Source organism: Blautia sp. AF14-40, from assembly GCF_003479665.1.
Lineage (GTDB): Bacteria > Bacillota > Clostridia > Lachnospirales > Lachnospiraceae > Fusicatenibacter > Fusicatenibacter saccharivorans.
The window spans coordinates 23,163-45,266 of the sequence record NZ_QUHK01000002.1; the positions used below are offsets into that span (position 1 = coordinate 23,163).

Here is a 22,104-nt window from a genome sequence, read left to right on the forward strand (position 1 = left end):
CGGAAACTGGTATGATCAGACCGTAAAAGGATAGTGCAAAAGTTTTAAAGAACGGTATATCCTTTGCTCTTTAAGCTTGCTTCTGTCTCGTACACATCCGGTACATGGAACACCATGATCGGGCAGCCGGACTCGCGGTTGAAGGAGAGATAGATATAGTCGATGCTGATATTTGTCTCAAGCAGTGTTTTCAGAAGGGAATTTAAGTTGCCCGGCTGATCGACGACTTCAACACCGAGTACATCCGTCTGGCGTGTCATGTAACCGGCAGCCTGAAGCGCCTGCTCTGCTTTATCCGGATCGGAAACGACCATGCGGACAATGCCGTACTCTGCGCTGTCGTTGTTGACAGAACCTAAAATATTGACGTCGTTTTCAAACAGAATCTGTGTGATCTGCTGCATCGTGCCTTTTTTATTTTCTGCGAAAATAGAAAGTTGTTTTAACATAATGGGGGCCTCCTAAAATTGATCTCTGATTCCATTATACTGCCAAAATCAAACGCGTCAACGAATTTTGTAAAAGAAGACGAAAAAAAAGGTAAAAAAGCGTATCGTTTACAGAAAATTAATAGAATAAAAGCATCAATATAAAAAAATAAAAAAAGAAATCAATGAGCGAAAAAAAGACAGAAAAGTCGGATAATAAGAGAAAATGCACAAAATACAAATAAAATATGAGAAAACGGGTGAAAAAACTTTTGCATAATGACGAAAAATGCGTTACAATATAAGCGCTATATGTGAAATTATTATTGGGAGGTATTAGAATTATGGCAACATTTTATGCATCAAAAACAGGAGAAGTATCTGCAAGAGAAAAAGAACATTCCGCGCTGGTACGTGAACTGGCCGGTGAGTGTATGACACTTCTTGAAAACGACGGAACCCTGCCGCTTGCCGGTGCAGGAAAAGTCGCAGTTTATGGTAACGGCGTCCGCCACACGGTAAAAGGGGGTACCGGTTCCGGAGACGTTAACACAAGAACGGTTGTTACGATCGAACAGGGCTTAAAAGAGGCCGGCTTTGAAATTCTGACTGGTAAATGGCTCGATGAATATGACAAAGTGCTTGCAGATGCGCAGGCTGCATATCAGGCAGAGCTGGCAAAAAAAGCAGAGGAGCTTCACGTTCCGATTTTTGCTGTTATGTTCTCGGAAGTATTTGCACAGCCTGATGTGCCGGTAATTACCGAAAAAGAGGACACCGATACCGCTATCTATGTTCTGTCAAGAAACTCCGGTGAAGGTGCAGACCGCTATAACAGAGCATGCGATTATCTGCTCGGCGAAAACGAGCTCGCTGACATTGCCTATCTGGCAGAGCATTATGAGAAAACAGTTTTAATTTTGAATATTGCGAACCTTGTAGACACCACAGAGTTAAAGAAAATCAAAGGACTGAATGCAATTCTTCTTGCAGGACAGGCCGGAAATGCAACCGGAAACATCGTTGCAGACGTTGTTCTCGGAAAGAGCATCCCATCCGGAAAGCTGACTGATACATGGGCTGCTTCCTATGAAGACTATCCGTCCTCAAAAAATTTCAGCCACAACAACGGTGACACCAACGATGAGTATTACAGCGACGGCATTTATGTCGGCTACCGTTATTTTGACACCTTCAACGTAACCCCGAACTACTGCTTCGGCTATGGCAAAGGTTATACTGATTTTGAGACGGAAGTAAGGGACGTGGAGGCAGATGCCAAGAACGTTACCGTTACCGCATCCGTAAAGAATATTGGTGATACATTCGCCGGAAAAGAAGTCGTACAGGTTTACTATTCCGCACCGGATGGCACGATTGAGAAACCGTATCAGGAGCTTGGCGGCTTCGGAAAATCCGATCTGCTCTCGCCGGGTGAGTCCCAGACGATTACCATTTCCTTCCCGACAAAATCTATGGCTTCCTACGATGAGAAAAAAGCAGCATGGGTACTCGAGGCAGGAACGTATTACATCCGTGTCGGCAACAGCTCCAGAACAACGAAAGTAGCAGCAGCCCTGAATCTCAAAGAGACCGTTGTTACGGTTCAGGGAAAGAATCTTTTCCCGGCAGATGACGCTCCACAGGAACTCTCCAAAGCAGGCGTAACACCATACAGCTATGAAGGTGAGGCAGAAGAAAAAGCAGCTGCAAAACAGATTGAGATTTGTAGTAAATGCATCAAGACAGAGACCGTTATCTACAGTGGAACACCGGAAGCATTCCCGGTTTATGAGGGAGAGAAGCTGACTGCGGCAGATGTAAAGAGCGGAAAAGCGACGTTAAAAGATCTCGTATCGCAGCTGACCGTAGAAGAGATGGCTGCCGTTTGCAATGGTACGGCAGACGGCCTCGGACAGGAAGGCTTTATCGGATCTTCTTCCGATATGGCGCCTGGAGCAGCGGGAGATACAACTTCCATTCTTCTGGAGGACAGAGGTATTTACAATACGATTCTTGCAGACGGTCCGGCCGGTCTTCGTCTGATTCCGCACTTTGTCGTTGATGCAGACGGAAAGATGGTATCCTCCGGAAATCCTCTGGAAGATGCGTTTAACAAAAATGAAATCGAAGTTCCGGAAGGCGGCACGGAGTATTTCCAGTACTGCACCGCAATCCCGGTAGCAGCGCTTCTTGCGCAATCGTGGAACATGGATCTGATCCGGAAATGTGGTGATATCGTCGGAAAAGAGATGGAAGAATTCCACATTTCTGTATGGCTGGCACCTGGCATGAACATTCACAGAAATCCGCTTTGCGGAAGAAATTTCGAGTACTACTCGGAAGATCCGCTGGTGGCAGGTATGTGCGCCGCAGCCGATACCAGAGGAATCCAGTCCCATGCCGGAATCGGAACCAGTATCAAGCACTTTGCAGCCAACAACCAGGAAGACAACCGTATGTACGTCAATGAGCACATCAGCGAGCGCGCAATGCGTGAAATCTATCTGAAGGGCTTTGAAATCGCAGTCAAGACAGCACAGCCGATGACGATCATGTCTTCCTACAACCTGGTAAACGGTGTACATACTGCCAACAGCCACGACCTTCTGACCGCAGCAGCAAGAGATGAGTGGGGCTTCGCAGGTTATGTCATGACCGACTGGGGAACCTCAGAGGACATGAGCGGATTGTTCGCTTACAAATATAACCTGAAATACGGACATTCCACTTCAAGAGAGTGTGTTCTTGCAGGAAACGATCTGCAGATGCCTGGCCAGCAAGGAAACCGTCAGGAAATTGTAGCATCTGTTGCAGACGGAACTCTGCCGCTTGGACAGCTTCAGACCTGTGCGTACCGTATTCTGAATGTTGTTCTGCAGTCCCTCGCCTATGATGACTGCAAACCATATGGTGATCAGTTCGATCTCGAAGAGGCAGTTACCGTTACAAAAGCATAAAAAATCAAAAAAACATAGAAGCAGCCCCGCAGACCTTTACCATAAGGCTTTGCGGGGCTGCTTTTTGTACGGTCAAAGGAGCAAGGCTGTGACTGCAAGAGATAAGCGATTTCCGCAATCTGCAAGCCCAGCTTGGTGGCATAAAATGTAAAAAGCTCACGAAAGAACTGTAAAACTGGAGAAAAATACAGAATAAAATCGGTAAAAAAATAAAAAATAGTGAAAAATGCACAAAAAGATTGTCCATAGAGCAAATAGTGTGTTATAATGAATGCATCTATTAAAACAGGGGGATAGATTATGGCAAAAGAAATGATAGCAATGCTTCTTGCCGGAGGTCAGGGATCTCGCCTTTATGCGCTGACCGAGAAGCTTGCAAAACCGGCAGTTCCATTTGGCGGAAAATATAGAATCATCGATTTCCCACTTTCTAACTGCGTAAATTCCGGAATTGATACCGTAGGTATTCTGACACAGTATCAGCCAATGGTGTTAAATGAGTACATAGGAAACGGCCAGCCGTGGGATCTGGACCGCCTCCATGGAGGTGTTCACGTGCTGCCTCCTTATCAGAAAGCCTCAGGTTCTGACTGGTATAAAGGAACTGCAAATGCCATCTACCAGAACATTCCATTCATCGAGAGCTACGATCCGGAGTACGTCATCATCCTTTCCGGAGACCAGATCTGCAAACAGGACTACAGCGATTTCCTCCGCTTCCATAAGGAAAAGGGCGCAGAATTCAGCGTTGCGGTTATGGAAGTGCCGTGGGAGGAGGCATCCCGTTTCGGACTTATGGTAGCAGATGAAAATGACAAAATCACCGAGTTCCAGGAAAAACCAAAACAGCCGAAATCCAATCTGGCATCCATGGGTATCTACATTTTCAACTGGGATATCCTGAAAAAATATCTGATTGAGGACGAGGCAGACCCGAATTCTTCGAACGATTTCGGAAACAACATCATCCCGAATCTTTTAAAAGACGGACGCAATATGTACGCTTATCATTTCAGCGGATACTGGAAAGATGTAGGAACCATCTCCTCTTTGTGGGAGGCAAATATGGAAATCCTCGATCCGGAACACAGCGGAATCAACCTGTTTGACAATAACTGGAAGATTTACAGCCGAAACAGCGGAAAAACAGGCCATAAGATCACCGAAACCGCTGTTGTGGAAAACTGTATGATCACCGATGGCTGCCGTATTGCAGGTCATGTCAAACATTCGATTCTGTTCTCCGGTGTAAAGGTTGCAGAGGGCGCAGAAGTAGAAGATGCCGTTATCATGGGAGGAACCGTGATCGAATCCGGAGCAGTCGTGAAACACTGTATCGTTGCGGAAAACGTTGTGATTGGCCAGAATGCCGTGGTAGGAGAAATGCCGCATGACGGTGAAAAAGGTGTTGCCACCATCGGATCCGGAATCCATATCGGTGAGCGTGCCAAAGTAGGACCAAATGCAATGGTAAATGCAAATGTAAAGGATGGTGAAGAAGAATGGTAAACGCAAATGCAGATGCACTGGGCATCATTTTCCCAAACAGTTATGATGAGCAGGTACCGGATCTGGTAAACGAGCGTCTGATGGCCTCCATTCCTTTTGCCAGCCGTTACCGCATGGTGGACTTTATTTTATCCAGCATGGTAAACTGCGGAATCGGAAATGTATCCATTATCGTCCGCAAAAATTACCATTCGCTGATGGATCATCTCGGCTCCGGACGTGAGTGGGATCTCGCCAGAAAAAAAGGCGGCTTAAACATTGTTCCGCCTTATTCCGAGAAGAAAATTCAGGTGTATTCCGGAAGAGTGGAAGCACTGGCAAATGTTCTCGATTTTCTGAAATGGCAGAAAGAAAAATATGTTGTTATGGCGGACACCAACATTGCCTGCAATTTTGATTTCAAAGAGATGCTGAATCAGCATATCGAAAGCGGCGCAGATGTTACTGCAGCTTATACCAAGCAGCCGATTCCGGAAGGCGTCAGAAGCTCTTACGAGAAAACCAATTATCTGCACTACACCTTCTCCATGGCAGGACAGAAGATCAGCAAGATCTTTGTAAACTCGGAGGAAAACGGAGTACAGAATGTATCGATGAATATCTACGTGATGGAGCGTCAGCTTCTGATCGACGAAATCAAAAAAGGCTTTGTCCTTGGAAATAAATTCTTTGAGCGTGATGTCCTGGCACCGCAAACGGAGAAACTGAACATTCAGGGATATGAGTTTACCGGTTATCAGGCAAGAATTGATGATATGAAGAGCTATTTCGATGAGAACATGAAGCTCTTAAAAGATGAGAATCTCGATAGTCTCTTCTCCGGCAACCCGATCTATACCAAAGTCCGCGACGACAATCCGACCCGTTATATCAACGGATCAAAAGCGAAAAACGTGATGGTAGCAGACGGCTGTGTGATCGAAGGCGAAATCGAAAACAGCATTTTGTTCCGTGGTGTCAAGGTAGCCAAGGGAGCAAAAGTAAAGAACTGCATTCTGATGCAGGATACTGTGATTGAAGCAGGCGCTGAGATTGAGTACGTTGTTTCTGATAAATACGTTACGGTATCTGAAGGAAAACAGCTCAAAGGAACCGATTCCTTCCCGGTATTTATTGCGAAGGATCAGGTTGTATAAAGAAAAGAATAGAATGAAATAGAAATACCGACTGCCAATGTAGAATATATCAATATTGATGGGCAGTCGGTATTTTTTGGAAAAATTCAGAGAAAAATAGTAGATTGAGTAATGCATCTGTGATATGGTAATAAAACAAAACAGTGACAGCCTAAGGAAGGGAAGATTCTTACCATAAAAATTCCCGGTTGTACAGCTTATGGTTACAGTACAGTCTGTTTTCAGGCTTTTACATCCGGCAGCTGATACTGTTTTTTCAGCTCTTTATATTCTGCCTCAAATTCTTCTTCTTTCTTCAATGCATGCAGATATTCATGTGTATCGAACGATCCGCTGTGGATCTGGCTGACGCAGACGGCGATGTTGGAGCAGTGGTCGGAGATTCGCTCGAAATCGGTCATGACGTCGGATAAGATGAAGCCAAGCTCGATCGTGCATTTTCCACTCTGGAGCCGTTCGATGTGGTGGTTCTTCAGGCTGGAATTCAAGCTGTCAATCACCTGCTCGAGTGGTTCTACTTCATTTGCTTTTTTCACATCTTCATTATTGAAAACGGAGAAGGTCAGACTGACGATATCTTTGACTGCTTTTCCATAAACAGCAAGCTCTGCGGCTCCGTCAGAAGAGAACTGCAGGTTCTTGTCATGCATCTCTCTTGCAGCCTTCATGATGTTGACGGTGTGATCGGAAATTCGTTCGAAATCGCCGATGCAGTGCAGAATCATGGAAAGTGTCTGGCTGTCCTTCGGAGAAAGCTTTTCGCTGGAAAGCTTCACCAGATATGTGCCGAGGGCATCTTCAAAATGATCCACCTTTTTCTCAAGAATATCTACATTTTCCGCATCCGCCTCGTTGTAGGAGGCCATCAGGTCAACAGAAGTAACAAGGCCGGTTTCGGTCAGCTCTGCCATTTTTGCGGCTGCAACTTTACACTGCTGCAGAGCAAAAGCCGGGCTGTCGAGAAAACGGGTATCGAGCATCTGAACAGCTTCGTCTGCTTTTTCTTCCGGTCCGTCCGGAATGGTCAGTTTCGCAAGTTTGACCAGTCTGTCTGCAAACGGAAACAGGATCAGTGTTGCAAAAATATTGAAGCCGGAGTGAACGATTGCGATGCCGGCTGCATTTGCGGAGGTTTCCAAAAATGGAAAATGTACAAAGGCATTGATTCCATAGAAGAGAACCAGGAAAATAACAGTACCGATGATGTTAAAATAAAGGTGAACCATTGCGGTACGGCGTGCATTGCGGCTTGTACCGATGGAGGAGAGCAATGCGGTGATACACGTACCGATATTCTGTCCCATAATGATCGGAATGGCCACGGCGTAGCTGACGGAACCAGTTGCGCAGAGTGCCTGAAGAATACCGACAGAAGCAGAGGAACTCTGGATCACGGCGGTCAGAATGGTTCCGGCGAGAACACCGAGCACCGGAATTGAGAATTTTACGAGAAGTCCCGTGAATTCCGGTACATCTGCAAGCGGTGATACAGCGCTGCTCATGGTGTGCATACCAAACATCAGAATGGAAAAACCGGTTAACAGGGTACCGACATTTTTCTTTTTATCGCTCTTTGCCAGCATCAGCATAAAAACGCCGATGATTGCAAGAATGGGGGAAAAGGACGACGGGTTCAGCATTTTAATGAACACATTGTCGCCCTGAATGCCGGTAAGACTTAAGATCCAGGAAGTGATGGTGGTACCGATGTTGGCGCCCATGATAATACCGACTGCCTGGTTCAGCTTCATGATGCCGGAGTTTACGAATCCGACAACCATAACAGTAGTTGCAGAAGAGGACTGGATAACTGCGGTAACACCGGCACCTAAAAGAACTGCCATAATCCGCTTTGATGTCAGCTTTTCCAGCAGGTATTCCAGTTTACCGCCGGAAAGTTTGGTCAGGCCATCGCCCATGGCGCTCATGCCGTATAAGAACATGGCAAGGCCACCAACAAAGGATAACACTCCAAAAATGTCCATAATTTCTCCCTTTACGTAATTTTCTTTTTCTTTTCGTGGTTTTAACAATAGATACACGTTTTGCAGGTCTTACTCGAGAAAAAACCTACATTTAGAAGATAACATATCTAAAAACAGTTTTGTGTTAAATGTATGTAAAGTTTGTAAAACGGTCAAAACAACTCAAAATCCGGTGCGGCACTGTTTTGTGCCGGTACCGGATCGTTTCTCGATTCCTTTGCATCTAAAAGAAGCTGCTACTAGAGCGTGTCTGCAGATGCGGGTAGTTTGGCTGAATATGATTTTCATAAGAAATCTTTTAACTTTTCCATGTTGTATTCTTCAAATTTTCGCAGCTTATCCATCAGATCCCGGATTTTGGGATCCGCGTCCTCATACTGGCGGTACTTCTGGATTGCCTCGACGATGCCCATGCTGCTTCCGGTAATCAGCATGCTGGCAATGTGTGAGACGGACGGATCCGTCATAGTCTGCAGGTTTATCATAAAATACGTGCGTGCTTTTTCCATTATGCCAAGGCCTTTTTCATCGTAGCCGTGTTCATTCAGCAGCTCCTTTGCCGCTTGATGAAATTCCTCATAGCCCTGAAACTGGGTTTTCAGATGTTCTTTTAAGTCTTTGTCCTCAACGACTCCAATGAGCTGCCGGATCGTGTCGACACCCATCTGGGAGTTCTGGTAAATAAAGTTTAAAAGCTCTGCATCTCCACTCATCGTGCATCTTCCTTTCTTACTTTCTTTGGTGGTTTCATGAAAAAGTATTGCCGGAAATCGGGGTAAATATACCTGATTTTAATTGTAATTTTACCTGAAATCCATATTTCGGCAGCGACAGGAAAGACGGCTGGCATCTGCTGACCACAAAAGATATGGTGCATTACGGGCCGGAGACGGCGATTGGGATTCTGGGAGGAACGGGATCTGTCATCTGGGCAGATGGTCTCTTTTGAGAGAGTTATTCATTTGGTAACTTTTGCTTGCAGTTTTGCCGGAGTGTGGTAAAGTAGTAGAGGAGTTATATGAATTTCAGCGGGAGACAGAAAATCGGATCTGTCGTTCCGCGTTCAGAAAGAGGATAGAACATTATGCTGAAAAAAATTGGAAGAAATGATCCCTGCTGGTGCGGCAGCGGGAAGAAGTACAAAGACTGCCATCTGGCGCTGGATGAGAAAATCAATTCTTATAAATTAAAGGGATGGAAAATTCCGCCGAAGAAAATTATCAAAAGACCGGATCAGATCGATGGAATTCGTGAAAGCGGTCTTGTCAATATTGCAGTTCTGGATTATGTGGCCGAAAACATTCATGCAGGCATGAGTACGGAAGATATCGACCGTCTGGTCGCAGAAAAGACAAAAGAACTCGGCGGAATTGCAGCACCGCTGAATTATGAAGGATTTCCGAAGAGCGTGTGTACCTCCATCAACGATGCAGTATGCCATGGAATTCCGAATGAGGAGGAAATTCTGCAGGACGGAGACATCATCAACGTCGATGTTTCTACTATTTATAAGGGATATTTTTCCGACTCTTCCCGTATGTTCTGTATCGGTGAGGTAGACGATGTTTCAAAGAAGCTGGTGGAAGATACGTTAAAAGCCGTACAGCTCGGACTCTCCGAAGTACGTCCGTTTAACCGGCTTGGCAATGTCGGCGCGGTGATCAATGAATTTGCCCAGAGCCAGGGCTATAAAGTTGTCCGTGACATCGGTGGCCATGGCGTCGGTCTGGAGTTTCACGAGGATCCGTTCGTCAGCTATGTCACAAGACGAGATACCGGAATGCTGCTCGTACCGGGCATGGTATTCACCATTGAGCCTATGATCAATCTCGGAACCGATGAAATCTTCATCGACTCCGACAACGACTGGACTGTCTACACCGAAGACGGCGCACCGTCAGCCCAGTGGGAGGTTACGGTTGCGGTAACAGAAGATGGATATGAAATTCTGGCATATTAATTGACGCATAGAAATACAAAAGCTGTGTCTGTGGAAGAAACTATTTTCCGGAGACACGGCTTTTTTCTAAAGAGAAAAGGGAGAAATATTATGCTGGATTTGGAACAGGAGATGAGCCGGTGCCGGGTTTGTCCGCGGAAGTGCGGAGCGGACCGGGAGCATGGAAAGACGGGATATTGTAAGGCGCCCTCCGGGGTTGCGGCGGCGCGGGCTGCACTGCATTTCTGGGAGGAGCCGTGTATTTCCGGGACGACGGGGTCGGGGACGGTTTTCTTTTCCGGATGTAATCTGCGGTGTGTTTACTGTCAGAACCATCATATTGCGGAGATGGAGAGCGGAAAAGTGATTTCGATCGGGCGGCTTTCGGACATTTTTCTGGAGCTGCAGGCACAGAATGCAAACAATATCAATCTTGTGACACCAAGCCACTACGTGCTGCAGATCCGGGAGGCACTTTTTCAGGCAAAGAAAAAGGGACTTACCGTGCCGGTTGTGTATAACTGCGGCGGGTATGAGAGCGTGGAAGCCCTGCAGGCCCTGGATGGGCTGATCGATATTTATCTGACAGATTTTAAGTATATGGACTCCTCCCTTGCAAAAGTGTACTCGCGGGCAGAAGATTACCCGGAAACAGCAAAACGGGCGCTGGCGGAAATGGTGCGTCAGACAGGAGAGGCTGTATTCGATGAGAATGGTCTGATGAAAAAAGGTGTGATTGTGCGCCATTTATTGCTGCCCGGTGCTGTAAAAAATGCAAAAGCTGTGGTAAAATACGTCTATGAGACGTACGGCGATACCGTCTGGCTGAGCCTCATGAGCCAGTACACGCCGCTTCCGCAGGTGGAAAACATAAGTCCGCTGAACCGGAAAACGACAAAGCGGGAGTATGAGCGTCTGCTGGACTATACGTTTTCCCTCGGCGTCACCAACGCCTTTTTACAGGAAGGCCCGGTGGCTGAGGAGAGTTTCATTCCGGAGTTTGATGGAAGAGGAATCTGACGTTATAGTTCACTCGTGCAAAAAGGAGCTGCGCAGCAGCAAAAAGCGCTGGAAGCGCGGTTTTGTGAATGCAAGCAAAACACATTTGTCTATGATTAGATATGACTAACTATATTGTTTTAAGGAGGAAAAACTTTTGAGCAACGCAGTTGTAACACTGAAAAAAGGAGAGGGCCGCGCCTTAAAGCAGGGCGGAGCCTGGATTTTTGATAATGAGATCGCTTCGATTTTAGGAGCATATGAAAACGGAGATATCGTGCTGGTGCGCGACTTCGACGGATACCCGATGGGACGAGGTTTCATCAACGAGCATTCCAAAATCCGCATCCGTATGATGACAAGAAATATCGACCAGGAAATCGATGAAGCATTTTTGAGAAAAAGAGTGCAGGATGCTTGGGAATACCGCAAAAAAGTGACAGACACATCAAGCTGCCGCCTGATCTTTGGCGAGGCAGACTTCCTGCCGGGACTCGTAGTGGATAAATTCTCCGATGTGCTGGTCGTTCAGTCGCTGGCACTTGGTATCGACAAAATGAAAATGACGATTATCCGCCTGTTGGAGGAGGTTCTGGCAGCTGACGGGGTTAAGATCCGCGGCGTGTTTGAGCGAAGCGATGCAAAAGTGCGTGAGCAGGAGGGCATGGAGCGTGTGAAAGGATTTCTCTCCGAGCCGTTTGACACCAGCGTGGAAATCATCGAGAATGGTGTCCACTATCTCGTCGATGTCAAGGACGGCCAGAAAACTGGTTTCTTCCTGGATCAGAAATACAACCGTCTGGCTGTGCAGAAGCTCTGCAAGGACGCGAGAGTGCTCGACTGCTTTACCCATACCGGGTCGTTTGCACTGAATGCGGCATATGCAGGAGCAAAGGAAGTTATCGGCGTTGATGCATCAGAGCTCGGTGTAGAGCAGGCACGGAAAAACGCAGCCTTAAATGGTCTGGAAAACGTAGCATCTTTCGTGTGCGAGGATGTCTTTGAACTGTTGCCGCGTCTTGAAAAAGAGGGAGAAAAATTCGACGTCGTTATCCTTGACCCGCCGGCCTTCACAAAATCAAGAAACTCCATCAAAAACGCAATCAAGGGATATCGTGAAATCAATCTGCGCGGCATGAAACTGGTCAAAGACGGCGGCTATCTGTGCACCTGTTCGTGTTCCCACTTTATGGACTACGAACTCTTCACGAAAACCATCAACCAGGCGGCTCACAACGTCCACAAACGTCTCCGTCAGGTAGAATACCGCACCCAGGCTCCGGATCACCCAATTCTGTGGGCGGCGGATGAGTCCTATTACCTGAAATTTTATATTTTCCAGGTTGTGGATGAAAAATAGAAATTCTTCCTCTGTCGGAAGCGCAGAAACGGAAAAGCGAAGTGTAAGAAATGGGAGGAATTGCCATATGACAGAACCAACACCCCATGCACAAAAGAAAAAGCACTCCCGCCAGATGGCCACAAGCTGTGAGTCGTGCGGCAATTTTGTGTATGATGATGATTATGAGTGCTACACCTGCGAGGTGGATCTCGATGAGGATGAGATGGCACGTTTTCTGCAGGATAAATTTTACAACTGTCCGTACTACCAGCTCGGCGACGAGTATCGGATTGTGCGGAAACAGATGTAGGCAGGCAATGCGTCCGGTATACAAAGCTGCGGCGTTTGCGATAAAAACAAAAAAAGAACAGGAGGATTTTTACCATGAACAACGAAGTATTAAATGCAATCAAAACAAGAAGAAGCATCCGCAAATACAAAGCGGAGCAGATTACCGATGAGCAGCTCGATGCAATTCTGGAGGCCGGAACGTATGCGGCAACCGGCATGGGAAAACAGTCGCCGGTGATTGTTGTGGTACAGAAACCGGAGCTGATTGCAAAACTTTCGAAAATGAATGCGGCTGTTATGGGTACAACATCCGATCCGTTCTACGGCGCACCGACCGTTCTGATCGTGCTTGCTGACCCGGAGCGCGGAACTTATGTGGAGGACGGCTCTCTTGTCATGGGAAATCTGATGCTGGCAGCACATGCCGTTGGTGTGGATTCCTGCTGGATCCATCGTGCAAAAGAAGAGTTCGCGAGCCCGGAGGGAAAAGCCCTCTTAAAAGAGTGGGGACTTTCCGAAAATTATGTTGGAATCGGCCACTGCATCCTCGGCTATCGCGACTGTGAGTACCCAGAGGCAAAAGAAAGAAAATCAGATTATATTGTAAGAGTATAATCATCTGCGAAAACGGCTCCGGGAGCGGCTGTGCGTTGAAAACACCCGCCCGGAGTCCATATTTTTAACCGAATCAAGCAAGTAGCGAAGCGGATTGCGAATATCCGCTTTGCTAGAGACAACAGAGGAACAGCCATGTATCGAATTATGATTGTAGAAGATGATGAAGTCATCGCCCGCGCCGTGCAGCAGAGTCTGGTTTCCTGGGGCATGGATGCGTTCTGCGTACAGGATTTTTCCGGCGTTCTCGCCGAATTTGCCGTGAAAAATCCGCAATTAGTGCTGATGGACATTCATCTTCCCTTTTTTAACGGATTTCACTGGTGCCAGGAGATTCGAAAAGTCTCGAAAGTGCCGGTAATTTTTCTTTCTTCTGCATCGGACAACATGAACATTATTATGGCCGTTAATATGGGCGGCGATGACTTTATCGCGAAGCCGTTTGATTTAAGTGTCCTGACCGCCAAAGTCCAGGCGATGCTCCGCCGCACCTACGAATTTGCCGGAGAAACGAATTTCCTCGAGCACCGCGGTGCCATGCTCGATACGGGAAGTGGTGTGCTGAATTACCGGGGAAAGCGAATTGAGCTGACAAAAAATGAGTGGCGCATTCTGCAGTCCCTTCTCGAAAATAAAGGAAAAGCCGTCAGCCGCGATATGCTGATGATGCATCTGTGGGAGTCGGACAGCTTTATAGATGACAACACGCTGACAGTCAACGTCACGCGCTTGCGGAAAAAACTGGAGGAGGCAGGACTTACAGACTTTATCCAGACGAAAAAGGGTGTCGGCTACCTGATCGCATGACGGAAGCAGAACAGGAGAAAGAGGATGGAACAACAGAAAGAGGGAATCCGGCAGGAGTTTATGCTTCTTAACTGGTATTTGAAAGAGCATCTTGCATCGGCCGTGCGGATTGCCGCTTTTATAGGAGTATTTTCACTCCTCTGTTTTCTGCGCAATGTGCCGCAGGATGTCACCGTTTATATGATCGTGCTGATGGCTGCTGTCGGAGCCACAGGTTTTTGCTTTCATTATGGGAAGTACCGGAAACATCATCTGGTCTTAGCACTCCTTGCCGCCGAACCGCAGGGCAAAACAGAAGCGCTTCCGGAGGCGGACGGGCTTCTGGCGCGGGATTACCAGCAGATCATCGCATCCTATGAGCGGCAGTTTCAGGAAGAACAGATTAAGATGGAGCAGAAATACCGCGATATGATGGAGTATTATACGATGTGGACCCATCAGATCAAAACGCCGATTGCGGCGATGCGGCTGCTTCTGCAGGAGGAGGATACGCCGCTTTCGCGTGAAATGCAGAGCGAACTTTTCCAGACGGAGCAGTATGTGCAGATGGCGCTGCAGTACCTGCGCATGGAAAAAATGACATCGGATCTTGTCTTTGCAAGGTACGATTTGGATGCGCTGATCCGCCAGGCTGTGCGGAAATATGCTCCGCTTTTTATCCGCCGGAAGATTATCCTTTCCTACGAGCCGGTGCACTGCGAGGTGCTGACAGATGAAAAATGGCTCGTCTTTGTGCTGGAGCAGATTCTGTCAAATGCGCTGAAATACACGAAAAGTGGAAGCATTCACATCTATCTGTCACCGGATGCACCAAAAACGCTGGTGATTGAGGACACCGGCATCGGCATTGCGCCGGAGGATCTGCCGCGGATTTTCGAAAAAGGCTACACGGGCTGCAACGGCCGCGCAGACAAGCGGTCAACGGGCATCGGACTGTATCTGTGCCGCCAGATCATGGAGAAACTTTCGCATACCATCCGCATCGAGTCGGAGATGGGAGTGGGAACGAAGGTGTATCTTGGGCTGGATACCGTATCCCTGTAGTACATAGAGAGCTTCGCCGGGAATCTTACAGAAATGTAAGGTTGCCGGTCTTTTTGTAAGATGATCCTAAGGCAGAAGAGGGCGCGGACGGGTATAATAAGCCTTGTCAATTAAGAAAACAGTTCAGACAGAAAGGAAAATGTGACATGGCAATTCTGGAAGTAGAACATCTGAAAAAAACATATACCACGCGCCTTGGCAGCAACCGGGTGGAAGCGTTGAAAGACGTTAATTTTACAGTGGAACGGGGCGAATTTGTTGCAATCATGGGCGAATCGGGAAGCGGAAAAACGACGCTTCTGAACCTGCTCGCAGCACTAGACAAGCCAACCGGCGGACAGGTGCGGTTAAATGGAAAGAATCTCGGCGAATTAAAGGAGAAGGAGATTGCCGGATTCCGCCGCGAAAATTTAGGTTTCGTGTTCCAGGACTTCAACCTGCTCGATACCTTTTCCCTGCGTGACAACATTTATTTGCCGCTCGTGCTGGAAGGAAAAAAATACGAGGAGATGAGTCTTCGGGCAGAGCCGATTGCGAAAAAACTCGGCATCACCCAGATCCTCAATAAATACCCATATGAGGTGTCCGGCGGACAGAAGCAGCGTGCAGCCGTTGCGCGTGCGCTGATTACCAATCCGGAGCTGGTTCTTGCGGATGAGCCTTCCGGCGCGCTCGATTCCCATGCAGCGGATGGCCTCATGAAACTGTTCGGGGAGATCAACGAGGAGGGCCAGACGATTGTTATGGTAACGCACAGTGTGAAGGCGGCCTGCTCGGCGAAGCGTGTGCTGTTCATCAAGGACGGCGAGGTCTTCCACCAGCTGTATCGCGGTTCTTTAGGGCGCGATGAGATGTATCAGAAGATCTCCGATACGTTGACAATTCTTGCGACGGGTGGTGAACGGGATGAATAATCTGCTGTATGCCAGACTGGCAAAAACAAATTTGAGCAAAAACCGTCAGAATATTCTTCCGTATCTGCTGTCATGCATCGGCACGGTGGTGATGTTTTTTATCATGGATACACTGGCGCAGGGAAGTGGCTTTGATTCCATGATCGGAAAAGATACGATCCTGACAGTGATGGGGATGGGAACCTATATCATTGGCCTGTTCGCGGTGATTTTTCTGATCTACAGCAACAGTTTTCTGGCAAAAAGAAGAAAAAAAGAGTTCGGTCTGTTCCAGATTCTCGGCATGGAGAAAAAGCATCTGGCGAAGATCCTCTTTTTTGAGAGTCTGTATCTGTGGGCGGCATCGCTTGGAATCGGTATTCTGCTCGGTGTGTTGCTGTACCGCCTGCTGTTTCTGGTGCTGATGAAGCTGACCGGACTGAACGGAACAATTGGTTTTGCGTTCAGTGCAAAAGCCGTGGGAAGTACGATGCTGCTGTTCGGCCTGACTTTTGTGATCAATTTTCTCTTAAGCCTTCGCCAGATCCACGTCTCACAGCCGGTCGAACTGCTGCACGGCGGCGCGCAGGGTGAGCGGGAACCGAAAACGAAGCTTTTGACGGCGGTTCTTGGATTCATGCTTCTTGGTGTTGGCTATTATCTGGCTCTGACCTGCCAATCCTCGATGGATGCACTTGATAAGTTTTTTAATGCAATCGCTTTGGTTATGGTGGGAACGTACTGCCTGTTTTCTGCTGGAAGTATTGCATTTTTGAAAATTCTGAAGAAAAACAAGAATTACTATTACCAGACACGCCATTTTACAAGCATTTCGGGCATGCTGTACCGCATGAAGCAAAATGCGGTCGGTCTTGCGAATATCTGTATTCTGTCAACGGGTGTGCTTCTGGTTATCTCCATCAGCACATGTCTGTGGACGGGAATTGAGGAGGTTACCTATACGCGGTTTCCACATCAGATTTCGATCGAAGCAAATACTGGCGTGAGCGGCATTATGAAGACGGTGGAGCCGGTCAGTCAGAAGATGATAGAGGAAGTGAAAACTGGGATTATCAGCATCTGGAAGAAAAGCAGCTCAGAAAAAAGTATGAAAGTGATCAGAGATACTATGTTATGCTTGCTGCTGTAGATAGAAACAAAGTAGAAAAAACACAGTCAGATGATGCTGCGGCGAGCACACTGATAAAAATCATGGAAGAGTCGGAGTACAATCAGGTAACCGGCGAACAGGTAGAGCTGGAACCAGGGCAGGCTCTGGTTTTTCAGGCAAAACAGAAAAATTATGGATATGACACGATTGAACTGGGAAATCAGATGTATGAAGTAAAAAAATGGAATACCGATAAAAAATCGTACATTCTGGATGAGAAGACGCAGGTGTATGAGACAATGACGGTGGTGACGCGGAACCATGAAGCAAAGGAAGCGTATGCGGCTGTGCAGGGAAAGGAGCCAGAAGGATACAGTTGGGAATATGCTCTGGATCTTATCGGGGATGCTGGCGAACAGATCACAGTTGGAGATGAGATTGAGACGATACTGACGGAGTCATCTTTTAACGGATGGGTGGAAGTGCGCGAAAAAGAGCGCAATACGGTTTACAGTCTATATGGTTCACTTCTGTTTTTAGGTGTTTTCGTCGGTGCGCTGTTTTTGATGGGTGCCGTTATGATTATCTATTACAAGCAGGTTTCAGAAGGCTTCGATGACCGAAAACGGTTCCAGATTATGCAGAAGGTCGGCATGAGCCGCAAAGAAATCCGTCAGACGATTCAGTCACAGGTGGTAACGGTCTTTTTCCTGCCGCTCGCGGTGGCCGTGGTGCATACAATGGTAGCGTTTCCATTGACCAGGCGTATCATGGCAATGCTGAATTTCCCGGACAGCAATCTGTTCCTGGCTGCAACAGCGATTACGATTGCGGCGTTTGCCGTGGTTTACCTGATCGTCTATGTGCTGACGGCGCGGGCGTATTACAAAATTGTGGAATAAGAAGATGTACTTTTTTTAATACATCGAAGCGCCTTTGAAAAAAACTTAACAAAAAAATAATAAGAAAAAGACATCCGGCGCAGACGGAAAATCTGCTGGGGATGTCTTTTTGGTTGTTCTATTTATAAATGCCGTTGATGGTAACTTTGAAAAGAGCTTCCTTTCCATTGAGTTCGTCTTTTCCATAGTCTTCCGGGAAAGTGACGGTTACATCTACGCTGTCGCCCGGGTGATGGCCGATGAGCTGTTCTTCAAAGTCATCGATGTAAGTGTGGGAGCCGATCACAAGATCAGCGCCGTTTCCTTTTGTGTTTCCACCTTCAAATTCCACGCCGTCAATGGAGCCGACATAGTCGATATTGACGGTATCACCGTCCTCAATGGTGAGGGAAGTGTCGGTCTGCAAAGAGGCAGAAGCCGAAGTGGAGGCTGATGAGGCGGATGCGGCCGATGAGGCTGTGGAGGTATCCTCCGAGGCACTTTTGGCAGAGAGTCGTTTGGAATCGAGTACGCTGGCGATGATAAGGCCGACGATCACAACGACAATCAGAGCTGGTCCGGCCCAGCTCCAGATCTTTTTGTAATGCGCTACTTTCGCTTCGTGCTCCCGCTCTTTGGCACGCCGTTCCCTGGCAGCTTTTCTGTTTTCTTTGTTCATAAAAAGGATCTCCTTTGCGCTTTTACGACTGCAATCGTATTTTATAATATCAAGTATATCATAAAAATATGGTAAAAGTGTGAAAAAAATAACACGATCCAACATTGTCAATGCTCAAAAATGACGATATAATGAGTGCAAGTGAGTCAAATGAAAATTTATTTTCATTTGACGAACGACGAATGTCGCTTACGCGGCAGCGTAAGATTGAGTGCAAGTGAGTCAAATGAAAATTTATTTTCATTTGACGAACGACGAATGTCGCTTACGCGGCAGCGTAAGATTGAGTGCAAGTGAGTCAAATGAAAATTTATTTTCATTTGACGAACGACGAATGTCGCTTACGCGGCAGCGTAAGATTGAGTGCAAGTGAGTCAAATGAAAATTTATTTTCAATTGACGAACGACGAATGCCGCTTACGCGGCAGCGTAAGATTGAGTGCAAGTGAGAAAACGCGGCGAGTAAGGGAGTGAATAAAATGGATGACTGGAGTAGTTTCAGAACGACGACATCCGAACAGCAGCGCCTCCGGGCTGCACTTTCCGGCTTTTGTGAATTGCAGGATCTTCCGGAAGAACAGCGAGCCGCATATACCGCATACCTGCGGAAACGCATCCGTCCCGCTGTCGAAATGCTGATTCGTGAGGATGATTTTTCAAAGCTGGAACATATTCTGCAGACCGGATGGCTGTCCGATGCAGACCGAAAACGTTTTCTCAACTTTGCTGCCGACCAGCAGAAATGGCAGGTCTTCCGCATTCTCCTGAACCGGAGCTCACAGGATCCGATGCAGGAGAATACGGAAAGCAGAAAAACAGAAGCTGCGTTTCAAAAAGAAAAGCCCACAAAAGAAAAAGAAGCGCTGGCGCTCCGGCTTTTCGAAGAAGCCCGCAAAAACCTCTGCTGGCTGTACCCGGAACTTGGTGAAGCGATTCTTTTCTTTCAGCATCAGCCATCCGACAGGACAAAAGCCATCACATCCGACGGTCATACGATATATTTTAACTCCGATTTTGTACTCTGCATGTGTGCCGAAAATTCATCGTTCCTCAAGGAAGGCTATCAGCACCTGCTGCTGGAATGCATCCGCCGGTTTGGGAAAGAAACACCGGAGCCGGAAAAAAAAGAACAGCCCCCGGTTTCATGGCTGATGCCGGAAAAAGAAAAACAGTCTCCGGTTTCATGGCTGGTGTCGGGAAAAGAACCGGAACTTATCGAGTCTTTTCAATCAGTCTGGAAACGTGCTTCCCGCAAGTTGGCGGAAAACTACGGCACCGGCGGCCTGCGGCGAGGCCAGAACCGTGGTGGAAAAAAAGAAACCCTGTCCGGGATCGAAAAAAGAGCGTACGATTACCGCCGCTTCCTGAAACGCTTTACCGTTACCCGCGAGGAAATGGAGCTGGATCTCGACAGCTTCGATCCAGTCGCTTACCATTATGGGCTTATGTATTACGGAAATTTCCCTTTCATCGAGCCGCCGGAGACGCGCGAGGGAAACCGTCTCGAAGAGCTGGTTATCGCGATCGACACATCCGGTTCGTGCAAAAAAGAAATCGTAGCAAAATTTCTTGGTGAGACGCGCAGCATTCTTGAAGAAAAAGAAAACTTCTTTTCCAGCTGGAACGTCTGCCTGATCCAGTGCGACAGCTTCGTGCAGGATGTCACGATGATCCATTCCCCGAAAGAATGGGAAGCTTACCGTGAAACAATTATCATCAAGGGCCGAGGCGGAACCGATTTCCGTCCTGTCTTTCAGAAAGTGGAAGAGTTGCGGGAACAGCACGTATTCCGAAACTTAAAAGCGTTGATCTATTTTACCGACGGAGACGGAATTTATCCCGAACAAAAGCCCGATTACGAGACGGCATTCGTCTTTGTCAGACAGACCGAAAAAATGAATCTTGTCCCCAAATGGGCAAAAAAACTGCTGACAGAAGAATGTACTCTTTGAACACAACTGACAAAAAAGCATCTCGCAAAATCAAACACAGAAAGATTTCGAGAGTACATAAAGAGCGCATAAGATAAGAGAGAACATATGAACATACAAGAAGCAAAAGAGACAATTGAAACAGCCCTGCGCGCATACTTTGCAAGAGATGAAATTGGTTTTCCACTGGTTCCGCTCCGGCAGCAGCGTCCCATTCTCCTGATCGGCCCGCCGGGCATCGGAAAAACGGCAATTATGGAGCAGATCGCAGAAGAGTGCGGTGTGGGGCTTGTCGCCTACACGATGACACACCATACGCGTCAGAGTGCCATGGGCCTTCCGGAGATCTGCAAACGTGAAATCGAAGGGAAAACGGTACATACAACGGAATACACGATGAGCGAGATCATCGCCTCGATCTATGACCGCATGGAGCAGACCGGAAAGAAGCGGGGTATCCTCTTTCTCGATGAAATTAACTGCGTCTCCGAGACCCTCGCTCCGGTAATGCTGCAGCTTTTGCAGGACAAAAAATTCGGCAATCAGCACATCCCGGATGACTGGCTGATCGTGGCCGCCGGAAATCCGCCGGAATATAATAAATCTGTGCGGGAATTTGATGTGGCAACGCTTGACCGTGTGCGGAAGATCGAGGTGCTTCCCGAGCTTTCCGTCTGGCTCTCCTACGCAGAGAAAAATCAGATCCACAGCGCCGTGACAACGTACCTTATGGCACACAGTGACCATTTTTATTCTGTTTCGCAGGAAGCGGATGAGAAGCGTTTTGTGACAGCACGCGGCTGGGAGGATTTGTCGGCAGTGCTGAAAAGTTATGAAATCCTGCATTTTCCGGTCGACGAAGCACTGATCGGACAATATTTGCAGGAAGAAAAGACGGCGGAGGAATTCAGCTCGTACTACAGGATTTACGAAAAATATGGACAGGATTACGGTGTAGAGGAGATTCTGACCGGTGCATTTTCCGGAAAAATCATGGCAGAAAAACAGAAGATGGCGGCAAATGGTTCCGCAGAAGAGCGATCTGTATTGTTGTCTCTGTTTCATGCGGCACTTCAGAAAGAGGCATCTGGCTGCCAGAAGCAGGAGCACACGGCAAAGGAGTTCTCCGAGTGCTTTCGCCAGTTTACCGGGCTTTGCAGGCAGAAAAAAGATGAGACATACGCATCCTGGCTACAACAGAAAGAGCAGGGATTTGCAGTGTGCAAAAAGCAGGGACTGCTGAAAAAGGACGAGGAAGAAACGAATGCGCGGGTCTTGAAAAAGTTAAAAAAACTCGAGGAGACCGCTAAAAAATGTCGCAAAACCGATTCGGATCAGATGAAAGAGCTTTTTGAAACGGTATGTGAACTGGAACAGGAAAAAGTGGAGAAGGAAGTAAAGGATGTGAAACTGCAGATCCGCCGTGCCGCTGAATTTTTACAGAACAGCTTTCCGGGCGGAGCAGAAGTGGTGCTGTTTGAAGCAAATCTTGCGCGAAGTCCAGCGTTACGGAGCTTTTTGATTGAGAAAAGCATGGATGCCAAATGATAAGCT

Annotated in this window: 19 protein-coding genes; 15 read left to right on the plus strand and 4 right to left on the minus strand. The window is 47.4% G+C overall.

Going from position 1 to position 22,104, the window contains the following annotated elements:
• Positions 1–44: 44 nt before the first annotated feature.
• Positions 45–449, minus strand: coding sequence for an amino acid-binding protein (locus DWW13_RS02125; protein WP_117801750.1), 405 nt, complete (start codon positions 447–449; stop codon positions 45–47).
• 323 nt (positions 450–772) lie between these two features.
• Here DWW13_RS02125 and DWW13_RS02130 point away from each other — a divergent pair, with 323 nt between their 5' ends.
• The 3 genes from DWW13_RS02130 to glgD all read left to right on the plus strand — a co-directional run bounded on the left by DWW13_RS02130 (position 773) and on the right by glgD (position 6,033).
• Positions 773–3,388 carry a glycoside hydrolase family 3 protein gene (locus DWW13_RS02130; RefSeq protein WP_118640208.1) on the plus strand — a complete coding sequence of 872 codons (2,616 nt, stop codon included), beginning with the start codon at positions 773–775 and terminating at the stop codon, positions 3,386–3,388.
• A 300-nt stretch (positions 3,389–3,688) separates the two neighbouring features.
• Positions 3,689–4,897: a glucose-1-phosphate adenylyltransferase gene (locus DWW13_RS02135; RefSeq protein ID WP_117509275.1), complete on the plus strand. Its 1,209-nt coding sequence runs from the start codon at positions 3,689–3,691 to the stop codon at positions 4,895–4,897.
• The gene (gene glgD, locus DWW13_RS02140; RefSeq protein WP_117801747.1) at positions 4,891–6,033 is read left to right on the plus strand and encodes a glucose-1-phosphate adenylyltransferase subunit GlgD; all 1,143 of its coding nucleotides are present in this window, start codon (positions 4,891–4,893) and stop codon (positions 6,031–6,033) included. The genes DWW13_RS02135 and glgD overlap by 7 nt, the downstream gene beginning before the upstream one ends.
• A 221-nt stretch (positions 6,034–6,254) precedes the next feature.
• Here glgD and DWW13_RS02145 read toward each other — a convergent pair whose 3' ends face one another.
• The gene (locus DWW13_RS02145; protein WP_118719101.1) at positions 6,255–8,018 is read right to left on the minus strand and encodes a Na/Pi cotransporter family protein; all 1,764 of its coding nucleotides are present in this window, start codon (positions 8,016–8,018) and stop codon (positions 6,255–6,257) included.
• A gap of 284 nt (positions 8,019–8,302) precedes the next feature.
• Positions 8,303–8,731: a hypothetical protein gene (locus tag DWW13_RS02150; RefSeq protein WP_022461386.1), complete on the minus strand. Its 429-nt coding sequence runs from the start codon at positions 8,729–8,731 to the stop codon at positions 8,303–8,305.
• A 371-nt stretch (positions 8,732–9,102) separates the two neighbouring features.
• Between DWW13_RS02150 and DWW13_RS02155 the strand changes: the two genes are divergently transcribed.
• The 10 genes from DWW13_RS02155 to DWW13_RS02200 all read left to right on the plus strand — a co-directional run bounded on the left by DWW13_RS02155 (position 9,103) and on the right by DWW13_RS02200 (position 17,961).
• Positions 9,103–9,978: a methionyl aminopeptidase gene (locus DWW13_RS02155; RefSeq protein ID WP_022461385.1), complete on the plus strand. Its 876-nt coding sequence runs from the start codon at positions 9,103–9,105 to the stop codon at positions 9,976–9,978.
• Positions 9,979–10,068: 90 nt separating this feature from the next.
• Positions 10,069–10,977 (plus strand): radical SAM protein, encoded by a 909-nt coding sequence (locus DWW13_RS02160; RefSeq protein ID WP_226906368.1) that lies wholly within the window; start codon positions 10,069–10,071, stop codon positions 10,975–10,977.
• Positions 10,978–11,113: 136 nt separating this feature from the next.
• The gene (locus DWW13_RS02165) at positions 11,114–12,316 is read left to right on the plus strand and encodes a class I SAM-dependent rRNA methyltransferase (RefSeq protein ID WP_118719103.1); all 1,203 of its coding nucleotides are present in this window, start codon (positions 11,114–11,116) and stop codon (positions 12,314–12,316) included.
• 115 nt (positions 12,317–12,431) lie between these two features.
• Positions 12,432–12,608, plus strand: coding sequence for a DUF6472 family protein (locus DWW13_RS02170; RefSeq protein WP_243025989.1), 177 nt, complete (start codon positions 12,432–12,434; stop codon positions 12,606–12,608).
• 74 nt (positions 12,609–12,682) lie between these two features.
• Positions 12,683–13,204 carry a nitroreductase family protein gene (locus DWW13_RS02175; RefSeq protein ID WP_118595159.1) on the plus strand — a complete coding sequence of 174 codons (522 nt, stop codon included), beginning with the start codon at positions 12,683–12,685 and terminating at the stop codon, positions 13,202–13,204.
• 135 nt (positions 13,205–13,339) lie between these two features.
• Positions 13,340–14,011 carry a response regulator transcription factor gene (locus tag DWW13_RS02180; protein WP_022461380.1) on the plus strand — a complete coding sequence of 224 codons (672 nt, stop codon included), beginning with the start codon at positions 13,340–13,342 and terminating at the stop codon, positions 14,009–14,011.
• Positions 14,012–14,035: 24 nt separating this feature from the next.
• Positions 14,036–15,055, plus strand: coding sequence for a sensor histidine kinase (locus DWW13_RS02185; protein WP_199688469.1), 1,020 nt, complete (start codon positions 14,036–14,038; stop codon positions 15,053–15,055).
• Between the two features lie 146 nt (positions 15,056–15,201).
• On the plus strand, positions 15,202–15,969 hold the full coding sequence (locus tag DWW13_RS02190) for an ABC transporter ATP-binding protein (RefSeq protein ID WP_055219485.1): 768 nt from the start codon (positions 15,202–15,204) through the stop codon (positions 15,967–15,969).
• Positions 15,962–17,098 carry an FtsX-like permease family protein gene (locus DWW13_RS02195; RefSeq protein WP_118719105.1) on the plus strand — a complete coding sequence of 379 codons (1,137 nt, stop codon included), beginning with the start codon at positions 15,962–15,964 and terminating at the stop codon, positions 17,096–17,098. Before DWW13_RS02190 ends, DWW13_RS02195 begins: the two co-directional genes overlap by 8 nt.
• Positions 17,083–17,961, plus strand: a complete 879-nt coding sequence (locus DWW13_RS02200) for an ABC transporter permease (protein WP_118719107.1) — start codon at positions 17,083–17,085, stop codon at positions 17,959–17,961. The genes DWW13_RS02195 and DWW13_RS02200 overlap by 16 nt, the downstream gene beginning before the upstream one ends.
• 118 nt (positions 17,962–18,079) lie before the next feature.
• Here DWW13_RS02200 and DWW13_RS02205 read toward each other — a convergent pair whose 3' ends face one another.
• Positions 18,080–18,619: an FKBP-type peptidyl-prolyl cis-trans isomerase gene (locus DWW13_RS02205; RefSeq protein WP_022461376.1), complete on the minus strand. Its 540-nt coding sequence runs from the start codon at positions 18,617–18,619 to the stop codon at positions 18,080–18,082.
• Positions 18,620–19,098: 479 nt separating this feature from the next.
• On the opposite strand from DWW13_RS02205, the gene DWW13_RS02210 reads away from it, so the two are divergent.
• Together DWW13_RS02210 and DWW13_RS02215 are read left to right on the plus strand one after the other, a co-directional pair.
• Positions 19,099–20,571 carry a vWA domain-containing protein gene (locus DWW13_RS02210; RefSeq protein WP_118719109.1) on the plus strand — a complete coding sequence of 491 codons (1,473 nt, stop codon included), beginning with the start codon at positions 19,099–19,101 and terminating at the stop codon, positions 20,569–20,571.
• Between the two features lie 87 nt (positions 20,572–20,658).
• Positions 20,659–22,098, plus strand: a complete 1,440-nt coding sequence (locus DWW13_RS02215) for an ATP-binding protein (protein WP_118719111.1) — start codon at positions 20,659–20,661, stop codon at positions 22,096–22,098.
• Positions 22,099–22,104 lie beyond the last annotated feature (6 nt).

Excerpts from the sequence above, each read along its gene's own strand:
- DWW13_RS02125 (WP_117801750.1), bottom strand. The coding sequence starts at position 449 with ATGTTAAAACAACTTTCTATTTTCGCAGAAAATAAAAAAGGCACGATG.
- DWW13_RS02130 (WP_118640208.1), top strand. The coding sequence starts at position 773 with ATGGCAACATTTTATGCATCAAAAACAGGAGAAGTATCTGCAAGAGAA.
- DWW13_RS02135 (WP_117509275.1), top strand. The coding sequence starts at position 3,689 with ATGGCAAAAGAAATGATAGCAATGCTTCTTGCCGGAGGTCAGGGATCT.
- glgD (WP_117801747.1), top strand. The coding sequence starts at position 4,891 with ATGGTAAACGCAAATGCAGATGCACTGGGCATCATTTTCCCAAACAGT.
- DWW13_RS02145 (WP_118719101.1), bottom strand. The coding sequence starts at position 8,018 with ATGGACATTTTTGGAGTGTTATCCTTTGTTGGTGGCCTTGCCATGTTC.
- DWW13_RS02150 (WP_022461386.1), bottom strand. The coding sequence starts at position 8,731 with ATGAGTGGAGATGCAGAGCTTTTAAACTTTATTTACCAGAACTCCCAG.
- DWW13_RS02155 (WP_022461385.1), top strand. The coding sequence starts at position 9,103 with ATGCTGAAAAAAATTGGAAGAAATGATCCCTGCTGGTGCGGCAGCGGG.
- DWW13_RS02160 (WP_226906368.1), top strand. The coding sequence starts at position 10,069 with ATGCTGGATTTGGAACAGGAGATGAGCCGGTGCCGGGTTTGTCCGCGG.
- DWW13_RS02170 (WP_243025989.1), top strand. The coding sequence starts at position 12,432 with ATGGCCACAAGCTGTGAGTCGTGCGGCAATTTTGTGTATGATGATGAT.
- DWW13_RS02175 (WP_118595159.1), top strand. The coding sequence starts at position 12,683 with ATGAACAACGAAGTATTAAATGCAATCAAAACAAGAAGAAGCATCCGC.
- DWW13_RS02180 (WP_022461380.1), top strand. The coding sequence starts at position 13,340 with ATGTATCGAATTATGATTGTAGAAGATGATGAAGTCATCGCCCGCGCC.
- DWW13_RS02185 (WP_199688469.1), top strand. The coding sequence starts at position 14,036 with ATGGAACAACAGAAAGAGGGAATCCGGCAGGAGTTTATGCTTCTTAAC.
- DWW13_RS02190 (WP_055219485.1), top strand. The coding sequence starts at position 15,202 with ATGGCAATTCTGGAAGTAGAACATCTGAAAAAAACATATACCACGCGC.
- DWW13_RS02195 (WP_118719105.1), top strand. The coding sequence starts at position 15,962 with ATGAATAATCTGCTGTATGCCAGACTGGCAAAAACAAATTTGAGCAAA.
- DWW13_RS02200 (WP_118719107.1), top strand. The coding sequence starts at position 17,083 with ATGCTTGCTGCTGTAGATAGAAACAAAGTAGAAAAAACACAGTCAGAT.
- DWW13_RS02205 (WP_022461376.1), bottom strand. The coding sequence starts at position 18,619 with ATGAACAAAGAAAACAGAAAAGCTGCCAGGGAACGGCGTGCCAAAGAG.
- DWW13_RS02210 (WP_118719109.1), top strand. The coding sequence starts at position 19,099 with ATGGATGACTGGAGTAGTTTCAGAACGACGACATCCGAACAGCAGCGC.
- DWW13_RS02215 (WP_118719111.1), top strand. The coding sequence starts at position 20,659 with ATGAACATACAAGAAGCAAAAGAGACAATTGAAACAGCCCTGCGCGCA.